This is a genomic window from Flavobacterium gilvum (assembly GCF_001761465.1).
In the GTDB taxonomy this organism is placed as follows: Bacteria; Bacteroidota; Bacteroidia; order Flavobacteriales; family Flavobacteriaceae; genus Flavobacterium; species Flavobacterium gilvum.
The window spans coordinates 1,139,894-1,154,832 of record NZ_CP017479.1; the positions used below are offsets into that span (position 1 = coordinate 1,139,894).

Here is a 14,939-nt window from a genome sequence, read left to right on the forward strand (position 1 = left end):
AAAATTTTTACACGATTTTTTCGAAAATATTAACTATTGTTTTTTATTCAAAAAAATTAAATGAAAAAACGTGAACCAATTAAAAAATTTAACCGATTCACGTAAACTATTTTCATTTGTTGTTTTACCGCAAATTGCTTCGCCAGTTCGCTATCGCTCGAGTCGCAGATTTTAGTTTAAAATAAAAAAGCGAATAATTTGCGAATCTGCGGTTTAATTTAATTTATCGTTTCCCCATTCCCAACGCCATCAGCATCTGGATTTACAAAAACTAGTTTCCCTTCGGCATTGGTGGTCATCAGAATCATTCCCTGACTTTCTACGCCACGAAGGTTTCGTGGTGCCAGATTCACAAGAACAGTAACTCGTTTCCCGATAATATCTTCCGGTTTAAAATTCTCGGCAATTCCCGAAACTATGGTGCGAACGTCAATTCCTGTATCTACTTTTAGAATCAGTAATTTGTTGGCTTTCGGCATTTTTTCGGCTTCCAGAATTGTTCCTACACGGATATCCATTTTGGCAAAATCCTCAAACTGGATTATATCTTTTTGCGGTTCCGCCTTTTTGTTTTCAGCATCATTGGCTGTTTTTGTAGCTTGTAGTTTGTCTATTTGTTTTTGGATTTCTTCGTCTTCAATTTTACTGAAAAGTAATTCGGCTTCGCCAATTTGGTGTCCTGCAGGTAATAAATCCGAATTTGTGGCAATATCATTCCAATCTGTCGATCCGTTGCACTGCAATGTCTTTACTAATTTCGCAGCAGTAAACGGTAAAAACGGTTCACATAAAACACTCAATGCAGCTGCAATTTGCAACGCAACATACATCTGTGTCTGTACACGGGCAGGGTCGGTTTTAACCATTTTCCAAGGCTCTTCGTCAGCCAGATATTTGTTACCCAAACGAGCCACATTCATTAATTCACCCAATGCTTCGCGGAAACGGTATCTTTCAATAGAACTCGAAATCACTGCTGGATAAGCTTTTAATTCGGTTAAAGTTTGCTCGTCGACTTCTGAAAATTCATTCGGTTGAGGTACAATTCCGTTATAATATTTATTGGTCAATACCACCACACGATTGATAAAGTTTCCAAAAATGGCAACCAATTCATTGTTATTTCTGGCTTGGAAATCTTTCCAAGTAAAATCGTTGTCTTTAGTTTCCGGCGCATTTGATGTCAAGGCATAACGCAAAACATCCTGCTGGTTTGGAAATTCTTCCAAATATTCGTGCAACCAAACCGCCCAGTTTTTGGAAGTTGATAATTTATTTCCTTCCAAATTCAGGAATTCATTCGCAGGAACATTGTCCGGCAAAATATAACTTCCTTCAGCTTTTAGCATCGCAGGAAAAATCACGCAGTGAAACACAATATTGTCTTTCCCGATGAAGTGAACCAATTTTGTTCCTTTGTCTTTCCAGTAAGGCGTCCAGTCTTTTCCTTCGCGTGCAGCCCATTCTTTGGTAGACGAAATATAACCGATTGGCGCGTCAAACCACACATATAATTTTTTTCCTTCGGCTCCTTCAACCGGAACATCAATTCCCCAATCCAGGTCACGAGTTACCGCACGAGGCTCCAGTCCGCCGTCAATCCAAGACTTTACTTGGCCGTAAACATTCGGTTTCCAGTCATTTTTATGTCCAACAAGAATCCATTCATTCAAGAAATCCGAATAACGATCCAAAGGCAAAAACCAGTGTTTAGTCGATTTCAAAACAGGAGTTTCGCCCGTAATGGTCGATTTTGGATTGATTAAGTCGGTGGCGTTCAGAGTAGAACCACATTTTTCGCATTGGTCGCCATAAGCTTCTTCGTTGCTGCATTTTGGGCAAGTCCCAATTACAAAACGATCTGCTAGAAATTGATTGGCTTTTGGGTCATATAATTGCTCGGTTGTTTCCTCGATAAAATCACCATTGTCATACAATGTTCTAAAAAACTCCGAAGCCGTTTCGTGGTGAATCTTTGCCGAAGTTCTGGAATAATTGTCAAAAGCAATTCCAAAATCAGAGAATGATTTACGGATAATGCCGTCGTATTTATCTATTACTTCCTGAGGTGTAACTCCTTCTTTTTTGGCTTTCATCGAAATAGCAACCCCGTGTTCGTCGCTTCCGCAAATAAAAGCAACATCTTTTCCCTGCAAGCGCAAGTAACGCGAATAAATATCGGCTGGAACATAAACTCCCGCCAAATGCCCAATGTGTATCGGTCCGTTCGTGTAAGGCAAAGCCGCCGTAATCGTATATCTTTCTGGATTTTGTAACATAATTCAATTTTATAGAGTGCAAAAATAAGCAATAGAATTTTATTTGGAGCTATTTCCCGCTATACGTTGCAATCTTATTGTTTTTAAAGAAAAAACAATAAGGATTTCCACTACTATCGGGGCTATGGAATTTCAATTTTCAAGAACAATTTTATTTCTGAGATTTAATATTGTAAGAAAAAGCTATATTTGAAAATTGAATTTAATTCCTGAAAAAGATTCACTATGAAAAATTACATTTTAACTATTGGAGCAATATTGTTTTTGATTTCTTGCGGGAAAAAGGAAAAACCAATTGATTTAGAAAAAAAGCAAGATACAATCGTTGCCAATTTAAAAGAACCCAGAGTCAAAGAGGTTGAAACTACAATTTATGACTATAAACAAAATCACGAATTTTCAGAAGAATTGGATAAGGTTTTGTTGGCAAAAGTGGCAGCCAATTTGAAAATTAATTATGAGGATATACAAATTGACGGAACAAGTTCTGTTAGTTATAATGATAAAACAGCCTTCTTTGTAGTAGCTTATATTAACAAAAATGTAAAACAGTCCTCAGGAGTTGAAGAAGACGAGCTTGGAGATTTTCTCGAAAGAATATACGTGTTTGTTGATAAATATAATGGTAATATTATTGATAAAGAAACAGATAATAATTTGGGTATTTATGAACACGAAGGACTAAAAATATATAAGACATATATTTTTAAGAAATTAATTCAACTCAATGAGACAACAGGTGCGGTTGCATTATCTACTGAGTCTAGCACAGATAGTCGTGTAACCTTATGGTCTGATCAAAAATTCACATTGATTGCATTAGTTGATAATAAGATTAAAAAGATATTATATGAATATCCTATGCGAAAAACTCAAGGAGAATCTAATGGTGGCGGAACTTTTCAAATGGAAACCTTAGAGACAATTATTAGTGTTTCTAATAAAAAAGCAAATGGATTTTATGATTTGAATGTGGCTAAAACTTTTTCCTACGAAGATGAAGTTGAGGAAGATAAAGAAAAAGGAATCAAAGCTAAGGTTGAACCAGTAAAATTCATGAAAGAGGTTGAAAGAATTAAATACAATGGCAGGATTTATTCCTTTAAAAATGACGATACATACAGATTTTTAAAAGATTATAATTGAAAATCTGTAAAGTCTAATTATTTGTGCCAAAAAACATTTCCATCCTTCATTATTTTCACCGAAATTTGCAATCCAACTTTTTAAAAGAAAATTCAAAATGGAATTCGGCAAAATAATAGTTTCAGAAACAGCTTTCAACAGTGAAAATCTTCAGGATGTGATTCATTCCAATATATCGGTTATAAACCTGATGCGCGAAGAAGGAGTGGATGACGAACTCATTCACGAAGATGCTTTGACGAGTTATTATCTTGATTATTATTACTCTCAATATGTTGCCGGAAACTTTGCTCAATTTGTGCATCATTCCGGTTGGAATGCTGAGTTGAACGAATTATTGGAAGAAGGTTTGGCATTAATCGGTGCCTACAACCATTTGGAATTGTTTCAACAACTATCCAAAAAAGTAAAACTAATGAGCAGCGTAAAACTCAACAAATTCCTTAAAGGCAAATTGGAAGGCGTAAACCCAACGAGAGATTTGCTCAACAGCGACATTTTCTTCGAAATAGACGAAAACTTAGTTACTTTGAATGCTAATTTCCTAAAATCGCATCCCGATTTTGAAGTGCTTTCTGTAGATGAAATGTTTGCCACTCTAGAGGAATTTGTGGGGCACGAGATTAAGAGAGAATAGTTTGGGATATTAATTTTAACCGCAAGGTTCGCAAAGAATTACGCAAAGTTAGCAAAGCTTTGCGTAATTCTTTGCGAACCTTGCGGTTGTTTTTTTTGTAATTAACTGTAATACTGTTGATTAATCATTTTTTTAGATTAACTTAACTAAAAAAGAAATACCTTTATGGTTTAAAAATAAAAGCTTTAGTTGTTTTGTTTGCCCCGATTGTTATTTATCGTTTAACTTAAAAATATTGGGGACATGCAAATAATTACTTTTTTAACTAGCCGGTTTTTATTCCTTGTTTTGGGATTTCTTGTGATTCCTTTTTCGCTTCTGGCGGATGAAAAAAATCCGAATTCATCGTTTGTTTTCAGTTATTCGCTAAAGTTTTTGCAGTCATTTGAACAAGATAAAAACTTAATTAGAGGGAATTGGCAAAGAGATGATACAAACATTGAATTGCATATCACGAAACTTTTGAAAAACGGGGGATTGGAATTTAATTATTCGAATTCAAAATTGATTTTTGTAGAAAAAGCAGGTTGGACTGATTCTTCGGATGTTTTGAGAATCTTTTTCATCTATAGACAAGACGATAAACCGGGTTATAGTTTGTCATTAAATTATGACGCCGAAAAAGATTTGCTAATTGGTGTTTATGTTGACGGTTTGGAGAACAAATCATACAATGTTACCTTTAGAAGAATCAAATGATTTTTTTGGAAATCGAATATTCCTCAATGAAAAAACCACCTGATTTCTCAGATGGTTTTTGAAAATTTATATTTTGAAGCAGTATTAAAGTCTGAAAGTTAATCCAAATTTACCGCCGCTGTTTACTGTGTTTCCGCCAAATTCCAAATTGATTCCAAATGACTTGGTAAAGAAATAACGACCACCAATTTGAAGTCCAAGCCCCAATGAATCGTGGTCAGGATGTGGGTAATTGCCATAGTCAGAGTAATTCCAGATATAGTATGTTAAACTCAATCCGCCATAGAAATCAAAGTTGCTCGGCATGTGTAATATACTGTTGAAATGGTAATTAATATTACCTCCAATTCCTATTGCAGAAGAATCATAATGATAATCATTGCCATTATAGTGGTATGGATCATCATCTGTTTGAAAAGAAAATTGTCCACCAAGAGTCCAATCTTTGGCAATTCCATAATCCAGACCTACATAAACTGGAACTCCCCATCCTGAAAATCCTACACCTGCGTTCAATTGTGTGTTGCCTTCGCCAAGTGGAGCTTGTGCAAAAGCACCGGTTGAAAGTATGCCAAAGGCGATCATTAGAATAAACTTTTTCATAAATTTTTAATTTTAGGTTACAACGTTAAACGTAGAAATATCGTTTTATTGTAATTTTTTTTCAAATTTTTTGGATAAAAAAGGGTTTTCATAGTGTAATTTACCAATGGATTTTACTCTAATTTTTTTTATTAATTGAAAAAAAAAACTTGTCTCTGAGTGTTTTAAAGTGCAATCAGACTGATCTAAAATTATTAGTTTTTGGTACAAAAAAAAATGACTTTATGGTTTAACTTTTTTTGGGGTAATTTCAAAGACAGTTATAGATGCAGTTAATTGCGAGGTATGGTTGTATAGGTGTCGCCAGATTCTGGAATATCATAAGCAAACTTACTTGTTGTATGGCTTTTGATGGTTACATTGGGAATGTTTGTAGTACTTTTTATATTGTCGCCATTATTTCGTGTTATGCATTCAAATCGGATGTTCTTTCCCGCAACACAATCGTCATCATTCCAAATCCAATAAAAATCATTAACATTGGTAACAACAAATTCTGCTTGGGCAACTTCATCGATATAAGGTGTTATTGTAATTTCAAAATTTTTTGCACTACCTCTGAAATAAGCAATAAATCTACCGTTATTGGTATTCATCGGAATGTTTAATTTGATTGGAGTATCGGTGTCAATTAATGTTTCGTCTTTGAAACCGGAGTAAGTAGCATAGGGCGGATTTTCAACTTGAGCATCAATCGTATCCCAAACTTCAGAATTTACAGTATTTCGCGGTGTACTTGAAAAACCTGGAGCGACTGGTGGCGTTACGGATGTGGCATTGGCTGTGAAAGTATTTATTCCTTCCTGAACTAAATCTATTCTGTAGGTTGATACATCATCAGGATTATTCGAAATGACGAAAACAGTATTTGCTTCATATCCAGTTGTGATTTGTCGGGCAGTTACTGTAATGTCTTTTATGTCACCAAAAAGTAGTGGGTCATTTACCCCTTTGGTCAAAAGAAATGAGCTATTTGTAGTTATTTCTACCGAGGTTGTTTTTAATGTTGATGATTCTTCAAATTCATCATTGGTACAGAATTGAAACAGTTGCATAATTGCTAGAAACAAAAAAATGTTTGCAAATTGTTTCATAGAATTTCTCGTTATTGTAATAGACCCACAACTGAATGTGAGTTTCGAGTATTGAACTCTCGTCAGTATTACTTTTATATTATTCACCTTCAACTATCCAGTCAGGGAAATTAAACATGGCTTCGTTTTCGCTTGTTGTTATTCCGTCTACGGTAATAGCTATAGTTGTGTTTATTGTAGTTGATGCTTTGACGGTTATTCTCTGAGTGGTTGTCATTTCTGGAGTTGTATTATCTGCTGCATAAACGGTAATGTCTAAAACAAGGTAATTCCCAACAACGGCTAATTCGTTGGACCAACTACCAACAAAGGATTTTGCACCAGTAATGTCATACGTTTGTGGATTTGTATTGATTGGAGTATTGTCAGCGTTAAATGTCTGTGCTTTTACAGTGACTTTACGGTTAGTGGCTGTTATAGTTGGGCCTGTATAGACATACGCATTTAGTTTTCCATTCGATGTTCCCATATTGAATGATATTGCCTTTGGCTTGGTAAAAATTATATCTGCGCTAGTGGTCGCAGTATATTTTGCATAAGGTGTTGCCGATTTATTGGCATTGAAGATATTCTTTGCAGTAACATCATCATTTATAGTCTCGCTTACTATTTTTTGGCCATTTGTAAATGCAGTTGCTGTAAATGAATTGATCCCAGAAGCAATGTCTTCAATAAAGAATTTTTTGTCAGCTCCAGCTGTGCCATTTGCAACTAAATCAAATACTGTGGTACTAATTGGAAATGCGGGTGTAGTTGTGTTTGTTGCAACTACCGTTATTTGATCAATTGCTACAGGAATTAATCCTCTTTCGACATTTTTTCTTGTCGTGCTGTTTGGCTGCAAGAAGGAATTGCCAAAACTGACTTCTACTTTTGTTGTTTTTGCAACTGGTGTTTCCTCTAATGAACTCTCGTCACTTGAACAGGATGCAATGCTAAGAATTGTGAAAGCTGCAGCAATAATTTTTTTCATAATTTGTGTTTTTTAGAAGACTTCTAATGAAAGTTAGAAACCAAGGTTTTTTTTGAACAAAACCCCATTTCAATTTTCGTGCCAAAACACTGATGAAAAAAATAAAATTTAAAAAGGAAAACATTTGTAATTTGCACTATTTCAAACAAATACAAGCTGTCGAGTTTGGGTATTATTAAAGAGAGTCACTTTTGAACAAAAAAAATGACGCACTTATAATAATTAATGATTGTTTGGATTGCTAAAAATTAGACATAGTAACCGGAATGCAAGAAACAAGGAAAAACAAAAGTTATGAGTTTTTTAAATTCGTGGTATGCTTGTAAAAGTATCACCCGTTTCATCGATATCATAAGCAAATTTGCTTGTTGTATGACTTTTGATAGTTACATTGGGAATATCAACAACACTCTTGATATTGCCTCCGTTGTTTCGTTCTATACAGTGAAATCGTACTGTTTTTCCAGCAACGCAATCAGAATCATTCCATATCCAATAGAAATCATTCACGCTGGTAATTACAAATTCTGCTTGAGGGACTTCATCAATATATGGGGTCACGGTTGTTTCAAAAGGTCTTGGACTTCCTCTAAAATAAGCTATGAAACGACCGTTATTGGTATTCATGTCAATACTCAATGTGGTGGGAATATTGTGATTAATAACAGTTTCTCCCTTAAAACCGGAGTAAGTTGCATAAGGAGGATTTGCAACTTTGGCATCAATTGTATTCCAAATCTTCGAATTTGAATCATTTCTTGGTACACTTGAATAACCTGGAACAACCGGTTGTGTTACCGATGTGGCATTGGCTGTAAATGTATTTATTCCTTCCTGTACGAGGTCAATTCTATAGGTAGAAAAGTCATTTGGATTATTTGAAATAGTGAATACGGTATTTGCCTTATATCCAGTTGTGATTTGCGTTGCCGTTACGGTAATGTCTTTTATATTGCCATAAAGAAAAGGATCATTTACATTCTTGGCGGTAAGATAGGAGCTATGCGTTGTTATTACAACAGAAGTTGTTTTTAGTGTTTCTTCCTGCATCTCGTCATTGGTGCAAGATTGAAACGCCAACATCGATGCCAGAAACAAAAAAAAGGTTGCAATTTGTTTCATAGAATTTTTTGTTATTGTAACAGACCCACAAGTGGATGTGGGTTTCGAGTATTGAACTCTCATCAGTATTACTTTTTTATTATTCTCCTTCAACTATCCAGGCAGGGAAAACAAATGTGGCTTCGTCTTCACTTGTTGTTATCCCATCTTTGGTGATAGCAATAGTAGTGTTTACCGTAGTAGATGCTTTAATGATTATTTTCTGAGTGGTTGTCGTTTCGACAGTTATGCCATCTGGGGCATAAACGCTAATATCCAAAAGACGGTAACTCCCCGCAATTGCCAATTCGTCAGACCAGCTACTAACAAAGGAATTGGAACCGGTAATGTCATAAGTTTGTGGAGTTACATTGATTGGAGTGCCATCTGCATTAAATTTCTGCGATTTTACGGTAACTTTACGGTTAATTGCAGATAGTGTTGGACCTGTATAAACATAAGTATTTAGTTTTCCATTTGATGTCCCCATGTTGAATGTCACAACTTTAGGTGAAGTGAACACAATTTGGGCACTTGTAGTCGCAGTATATTTAGCATAGGGAATTGTGGCTTTATTTGCAGCAAAGATATTCTTTGCTGTAGCATCATCAGTTACTGTTTCGCTTGATACTTTGGGTCCATTTGTGATAGCATTTGCGGTAAATGAATTGGTTCCAGATGCAATGCCGTCGATAAAATATTTTTGTTCTGCTCCAGCAGTGCCATTTGCAACTAAATCAAATACTGTTGTACTGGGAGGAAAAGATGGTGTCGTTGTGTTTGTTGCTATGACTGTTATCTGGTCGATTGCAACTGGGATTGTTCCCCTTACAACATTTTTACCAGTGTTATTTACGACTGGCTGTAAAAAAGAATTTCCAAAACTAGTTTCTACTTTTGTTGTTCTTAATACATTTTGGGAAGAATCATCATCATTATTACTCGAACAGGATGCAAAACCGAAAGCGATTATTGATGCTAAGATAAAACGTTTCATGATTTCTTAATTTTTTAGATTAGTTGAACTATAAAATTAACGTTTTTTTTAAAACCATGCGATTCATTATCAATATTTTACTACATACTTTTTTATTTTTTTTCAAATTAAAAATAATAGAATAAAGGTGTTTTTTACATTTTCAAAAATGAATTGAATTTAGTTTTTCGGAGTTTTAAAAGTCAGTTTTAGCCATAAAAAACCAAATGTTCCTGATAGAAAAGATGCAACTAGAATAGCGATTTTGGAAAAGGTTATAACATCTTCGCCATCATTTTTGAAGGCAAGGAGCGTGATGAAAATTGACATTGTGAAACCTATTCCGCCGAGCATTCCTGCACCCAAAATGTTTTTCCATTTTAAATCTTTTGGCAACGTGCAAATGCCCAAGCTTACCGCAAGTAGGGAAAAAAGCCAAATTCCTAATGGTTTTCCCAACACAAGACCCAAAATAATCCCGATTGAATTTTCATGGCTCAACCCTTCATGCCAGTCTGTATTTATGGCGATGCAGGTATTGGCGACAGCAAATAAAGGCAGAATAATAAAAGCCACAGGTTTGTGTAAAAAGTGTTGTAATCGATAAGATGAGGTTTTTTTTCCACCATCGCCAAACGGAATAACAAAGGCAAGCAATACGCCAGTAATTGTTGCGTGCACACCGGAGTTTAGCATAAAATACCACATAAAAGCACCACCAATTAAGTATGGAGTCAAAAGGTGAACTTTGCGACGATTCAGGATAAACAATAATCCCATAATGGCAAATGCAATAAAGAGGTTCACAAAAGAAATGGTTTGGGTGTAAAACAATGCAATAACCAAGATCGCCCCCAAATCATCAATTACAGCAAGTGCGGTCAGAAATACTTTTAATGAGGCTGGAATTCGGTTGCCCAATAAAGACAAAATGCCAATGGCAAATGCAATGTCGGTAGCCATCGGGATTCCGGCTCCGTTTTGTGTTATCGTGCCATAATTTAGTGCCAAATAAATACCGGCTGGGATTATCATACCTCCTAATGCCCCAAAAATAGGCAGAGCTGCGTTTTTGATACTAGCCAATTCACCGTGATAGATTTCGCGCTCCAGTTCCAATCCGATTAGTAAAAAAAAGATCGTCATTAATCCATCATTAATCCAATGTGTAATGGAATGATGACCAATTTCGGTTTCCCAAAAAGAGATATATTCTGTTTGGAAAAATGAATTAGCCAGCAATAAAGATATAACTGTTGCAAAAAGGAGAAGTAGACCACCCGCTTTTTCGCTCTGAAAAAAGGCTGTAAATGTTTGGGTTAGTTTCATTTTTTTAATTTGCTAATGAGTCAATGTGCCAATTTGATAATTTATCAATTGGCTAAGTTACTAATTTGCCTATTAATTCATTTATTAATTTACTCATTGGCACATTGACTCATTAGCTAATTTATATAGGTTTCAATCCGTAAACCGTATTTTTTAATTAATTTTGAAATACTAAAAAAATTAGGAATTCTATTTATGGACATCAAAATTCTTCATATTGACAGCAACCATCCCTTACTTTGGGAACAGTTGGAACAAGCCGGTTTTATTAATCACGCCGATTTTACTTCTACTAAACAGGAAATTGAAGCCAAAATTCAGGATTACAACGGCATAGTGATTCGAAGCCGATTTAAAATCGATAAACAGTTTCTGGACAAAGCTACCAATTTGCAATTCATTGCCCGCGTCGGCGCCGGACTGGAAAGCATTGATTGCGATTATGCGACATCCAAGAATATTGCATTGATTGCCGCTCCCGAAGGAAATTGTAATGCGGTTGGCGAGCATACTTTGGGAATGATATTGTCTTTGTTCAACAAGTTGAATATTGCCGACAGCGAGATTCGTTGCGGGGAGTGGAACCGAGAAAAAAATCGTGGTTACGAACTAGACGGAAAAACCGTTGGGGTTATCGGTTATGGTAATATGGGAAAAGCATTTGCCAAAAAACTCCGCGGTTTTGATGTAGAAGTCTTGTGTTACGATATCAAAGAAAATGTAGGCGATGCCAATGCCAGACAGGTTTCGTTACAAGAGTTACAACAAAAAACCGACGTGTTGAGTCTGCACATTCCTTGGACTCCAGAAACGGATAAGATGGTGAATCTGGATTTTATAAACGCTTTCGCAAAAGACATCTGGATTATCAATACATCGAGAGGTAAGAATATCATCACCGCCGATTTGGTTACCGCCATGGAATCCGGAAAAGTTCTTGGTGCTGGGCTAGACGTTTTGGAATACGAAAAATTGTCTTTTGAGACGCTTTTTAAAGATAAAAACACGCCAGACGCTTTTCAATATTTACTCGATGGCCGAAAAGTGATCTTGACTCCACATATTGCCGGTTGGACTTATGAAAGCCATGAACGATTGGCTCAAGTAATTGTCGATAAAATTAAGGCTTTGTATGGGAAAATGTAAAGTTGTAAGATTTTAATTGTTTAAAAATTAATATGTTGAGATTTTTTTATAAATTAGTCGTTCATTGATTAATGAAAATGACTGGTTTAAATGAGTTGGAAAATGTCTGAATGGATTTGCTCGTTTTGGTACATTGTAACAGTTTATCGTTTCTAAAGCTTAGTCTGTTAATTGAATTTGAAAAGCATAAATTTTTGTAGAATTATTTCTACTTTTTTTTAAATCATTTTACTACATGGGTTTTGTGGGTTAGGTTGTAATATTGCAGAGATTTTAAAGTAACTTATTAAATTAATAAACATATATAAATTTTAATTATGGAGAATTCAAAAACAGAAAATTGGAATAACCCACAGCCAATTCCTCAGGAAAACAAAAAAATATTAGCGGGAGTTTTAGCAATTGTATTGGGAGGATTAGGAGTCCATAAATTTATTCTGGGCTATAAACAGGAAGGGATAATTCAACTCATTATTGGGATAATTACTTGCGGGATGGGAGGAATAATTGGCTTTGTTGAAGGAATTATTTATTTGACTAAGTCTGATGAAGAATTCTATCAAACCTATCAAGTCGGCAAGAAAGGTTGGTTTTAAAACAAATAATTAAGAAAATAATGATCTCGCCTTGTCTTTTTGTAGGGCGGGATTTTTTTTGATTTATTTTTAGAAGAAATCATAGAGATGATTTTTGTCATAAGATATTTCTGTTATTATTTATATATTAGCAGTATTATGGAGTAACCGAAAATCCAAAACAGAGTAGGGATTATAACCAACAAACCAAATAATAATGGATTCACAAAAAGTTGACATGTTCATGATGATGAACGCTAAGTGTTTTGAAGCGCATCATTTAAATACCATTCGAGAAAAACTAATAAGCCTAGATGATAGTCAATGGCAGAGATTACAATTAACCCAGTTTAAAGACCCGACTACCTCATTACTGATTTCAATTTTTGCCGGACAACTTGGAATTGACCGTTTTTTTATTGGAGATACGGGGATGGGTGTTGGAAAGTTACTTACTTGTGGAGGTTTTGGTATTTGGGCTATTGTAGATTGGTTCTTGATTCAAGGAGCGACAAGAGAAAAAAACGCAACTGCTTTTAATAACGCATTTCTATAAAATATGTCCAGAAACAAGCTTTATATCTTGATTCTTATTGCTTGTTTTTTGGGGTATAGTTGGTTGCTCTTTTTAAAGTTGACACCCGTTAAAAATTCAGGTTTGGATTTGACAGTGTGTATTTTTAAAAGAGTAACCGGATTACCGTGCCCCTCTTGTGGTACAACGCGAGCTGTTTCCTATCTGTTTACCGGCGAAATTGTAAAATCGGTATTTCTAAATCCTTTTGGGGTTTTGGTTGCCGTTATTATGGTTGTTTCTCCTGTTTGGATTATTTGGGATACTATCACAAAAAATATTCTTTTTACAATTTTTATATTAAAATCGAAAAGCTAATTAAAAAGAAACAAATTGCCATTCCATTGATCGTATTAGTTCTTATCAATTGGGTTTGGAATATATACAAACACTTATGATCGCATCACAAAAATTTAATTATAAACCCTACGACAGTGAACTAGAAAGAGCATCGAACAGTTATTTGATGTCACTTGTAGTAGTTCTTTGTGGCCTACCATTGCCGATAATGAATTTGTTGGCATCTGTTTTCTTTTATTTGGGAAATAGGAAAAGCACCGTTTTTGTAAAATGGCATTGTACACAGGCCTTATTGTCTCAATTGGGTATGTTTTTCTTTAATACCGTTGGTTTTTGGTGGACAATTTCCATTGTTTTTGACGGAGCAGAATTGACCAATCGGTACATTGCTTATATAATTACAATCGTAGGGTTTAATCTGCTGGAATTTATTTTCACGCTTTATCTGGCCGCTCAAACCAGAAAAGGAAATCATATCGAAATGTATTTCTTTTCGGATGTTACTAATTTAATCTGCAAGACTAATTATGAAAGCACTATTTAAAGGATTATCAATAGTTGCCGCTTTCTTTGGAATTTGGATTTTATTGTCTCAGGTTGATTACATCACTTTTTTCAAAATAGACAAAGCCAAAAGCGTCACTGAAAAGAAAGTTGGTGATATGATTTGGGACCAAATCAAACAGACGGAAGACATAATAGTCAATGACTCGATTACGAAATCCTTGGACAAGTTACTGAAACCCTTGTGTAAGGAAAACGGAATTGAGCGCGATAGCCTGAAAGTTCATATCATCAAGAAAGACGAAGTGAATGCTTTTGCATTGCCAGACGGACATTTGGTAGTGTATTCCGGATTGATTGAAGCATCAAAGAACGAACAGGCTTTAATTGGTGTTTTGGGGCATGAAATAGCTCATATTGAGAAAAATCATGTGATGGAAAAATTATCCAAAGAAATTGGATTCTCAGTACTGATGTCAATAACAACTGGTAATAATAATTCAGGAGTTATTCGCGAAGTTATGCATACTTTGTCTTCTTCGGCTTATGATCGTGCTCTGGAAAAAGAAGCCGACATCGCCAGTGTGGAATATATGTTGAAAGCTAAAGTTGATCCCGCACCATTTGCCGATTTTATGTATGAAATGTCTTTTAACAATAAATTGGAAAGTGCATTGTCGTGGATAAATTCTCATCCCGAATCGGAGGAAAGGGCTAAATACATTCTGGAATATATAAAAGGAAAAAAAGTCAACAAAAAGTCTTTCTTGACCAAAAAAGAATGGGATACTTTTAAGAAATCAGTAAAAGAATATGAATAATTCTGATTTGTATTGATTAGTCAGTCAGTTAAAATTGAGTCATCCAAACTTGCAAATGGAAGTGCATAAAATCAAAGCATTTTAATTTTTATAAAGAAATAAATCACACCATAGCCAATGGTTTCAACCGTTGGTACGTTTGAATACAGTATCAATTGTTATTATAATCGCTGCCGCCAACG

At 35.1% G+C, this 14,939-nt stretch carries 16 protein-coding genes; 9 read left to right on the top strand and 7 right to left on the bottom strand.

The features are described 5' to 3' along the window. Positions 1-218: 218 nt before the first annotated feature. On the bottom strand, positions 219-2,279 hold the full coding sequence (metG, locus tag EM308_RS04850) for a methionine--tRNA ligase (RefSeq protein WP_035641232.1): 2,061 nt from the start codon (positions 2,277-2,279) through the stop codon (positions 219-221). Between the two features lie 225 nt (positions 2,280-2,504). Here metG and EM308_RS04855 point away from each other — a divergent pair, with 225 nt between their 5' ends. From EM308_RS04855 to EM308_RS04865, 3 genes are all read left to right on the top strand, one after another. Beyond that, on the top strand, positions 2,505-3,425 hold the full coding sequence (locus EM308_RS04855; RefSeq protein ID WP_035640842.1) for a hypothetical protein: 921 nt from the start codon (positions 2,505-2,507) through the stop codon (positions 3,423-3,425). Between the two features lie 97 nt (positions 3,426-3,522). Then, complete coding sequence (locus EM308_RS04860; RefSeq protein WP_035640845.1) at positions 3,523-4,062, top strand: DMP19 family protein; 540 nt, start codon at positions 3,523-3,525, stop codon at positions 4,060-4,062. Positions 4,063-4,305: 243 nt separating this feature from the next. Then, positions 4,306-4,761, top strand: coding sequence for a hypothetical protein (locus EM308_RS04865; RefSeq protein WP_070261787.1), 456 nt, complete (start codon positions 4,306-4,308; stop codon positions 4,759-4,761). Between the two features lie 84 nt (positions 4,762-4,845). Here EM308_RS04865 and EM308_RS04870 read toward each other — a convergent pair whose 3' ends face one another. The 6 genes from EM308_RS04870 to nhaA all read right to left on the bottom strand — a co-directional run bounded on the left by EM308_RS04870 (position 4,846) and on the right by nhaA (position 10,837). Beyond that, the gene (locus EM308_RS04870; RefSeq protein WP_035640850.1) at positions 4,846-5,364 is read right to left on the bottom strand and encodes an outer membrane beta-barrel protein; all 519 of its coding nucleotides are present in this window, start codon (positions 5,362-5,364) and stop codon (positions 4,846-4,848) included. Positions 5,365-5,636: 272 nt separating this feature from the next. Continuing rightward, positions 5,637-6,458, bottom strand: a complete 822-nt coding sequence (locus tag EM308_RS04875; RefSeq protein ID WP_156101401.1) for a hypothetical protein — start codon at positions 6,456-6,458, stop codon at positions 5,637-5,639. 79 nt (positions 6,459-6,537) lie between these two features. Next, positions 6,538-7,431, bottom strand: a complete 894-nt coding sequence (locus EM308_RS04880; RefSeq protein WP_070261788.1) for a hypothetical protein — start codon at positions 7,429-7,431, stop codon at positions 6,538-6,540. A 303-nt stretch (positions 7,432-7,734) separates the two neighbouring features. Next, positions 7,735-8,553 carry a hypothetical protein gene (locus tag EM308_RS04885; protein WP_035637922.1) on the bottom strand — a complete coding sequence of 273 codons (819 nt, stop codon included), beginning with the start codon at positions 8,551-8,553 and terminating at the stop codon, positions 7,735-7,737. 79 nt (positions 8,554-8,632) lie between these two features. Beyond that, on the bottom strand, positions 8,633-9,529 hold the full coding sequence (locus EM308_RS04890) for a hypothetical protein (protein ID WP_070261789.1): 897 nt from the start codon (positions 9,527-9,529) through the stop codon (positions 8,633-8,635). A 159-nt stretch (positions 9,530-9,688) separates the two neighbouring features. Beyond that, complete coding sequence (gene nhaA / locus EM308_RS04895; RefSeq protein ID WP_035641411.1) at positions 9,689-10,837, bottom strand: Na+/H+ antiporter NhaA; 1,149 nt, start codon at positions 10,835-10,837, stop codon at positions 9,689-9,691. Between the two features lie 195 nt (positions 10,838-11,032). On the opposite strand from nhaA, the gene EM308_RS04900 reads away from it, so the two are divergent. The 6 genes from EM308_RS04900 to EM308_RS04925 all read left to right on the top strand — a co-directional run bounded on the left by EM308_RS04900 (position 11,033) and on the right by EM308_RS04925 (position 14,757). After that, positions 11,033-11,983 carry a 2-hydroxyacid dehydrogenase gene (locus EM308_RS04900; RefSeq protein ID WP_035641424.1) on the top strand — a complete coding sequence of 317 codons (951 nt, stop codon included), beginning with the start codon at positions 11,033-11,035 and terminating at the stop codon, positions 11,981-11,983. Positions 11,984-12,300: 317 nt separating this feature from the next. After that, positions 12,301-12,579 (top strand): TM2 domain-containing protein, encoded by a 279-nt coding sequence (locus tag EM308_RS04905; protein ID WP_035641422.1) that lies wholly within the window; start codon positions 12,301-12,303, stop codon positions 12,577-12,579. A gap of 196 nt (positions 12,580-12,775) precedes the next feature. Further along, on the top strand, positions 12,776-13,114 hold the full coding sequence (locus tag EM308_RS04910) for a TM2 domain-containing protein (RefSeq protein ID WP_070261790.1): 339 nt from the start codon (positions 12,776-12,778) through the stop codon (positions 13,112-13,114). A 3-nt stretch (positions 13,115-13,117) separates the two neighbouring features. Further along, positions 13,118-13,450 (top strand): DUF2752 domain-containing protein, encoded by a 333-nt coding sequence (locus EM308_RS04915; protein ID WP_083273905.1) that lies wholly within the window; start codon positions 13,118-13,120, stop codon positions 13,448-13,450. 76 nt (positions 13,451-13,526) lie between these two features. After that, a complete protein-coding gene (locus EM308_RS04920) occupies positions 13,527-13,976 on the top strand; it encodes a DUF4870 domain-containing protein (RefSeq protein WP_035641246.1) in 450 nt (149 codons plus the stop codon). Then, a complete protein-coding gene (locus EM308_RS04925) occupies positions 13,960-14,757 on the top strand; it encodes a M48 family metallopeptidase (RefSeq protein WP_051877929.1) in 798 nt (265 codons plus the stop codon). Before EM308_RS04920 ends, EM308_RS04925 begins: the two co-directional genes overlap by 17 nt. Positions 14,758-14,939 lie beyond the last annotated feature (182 nt).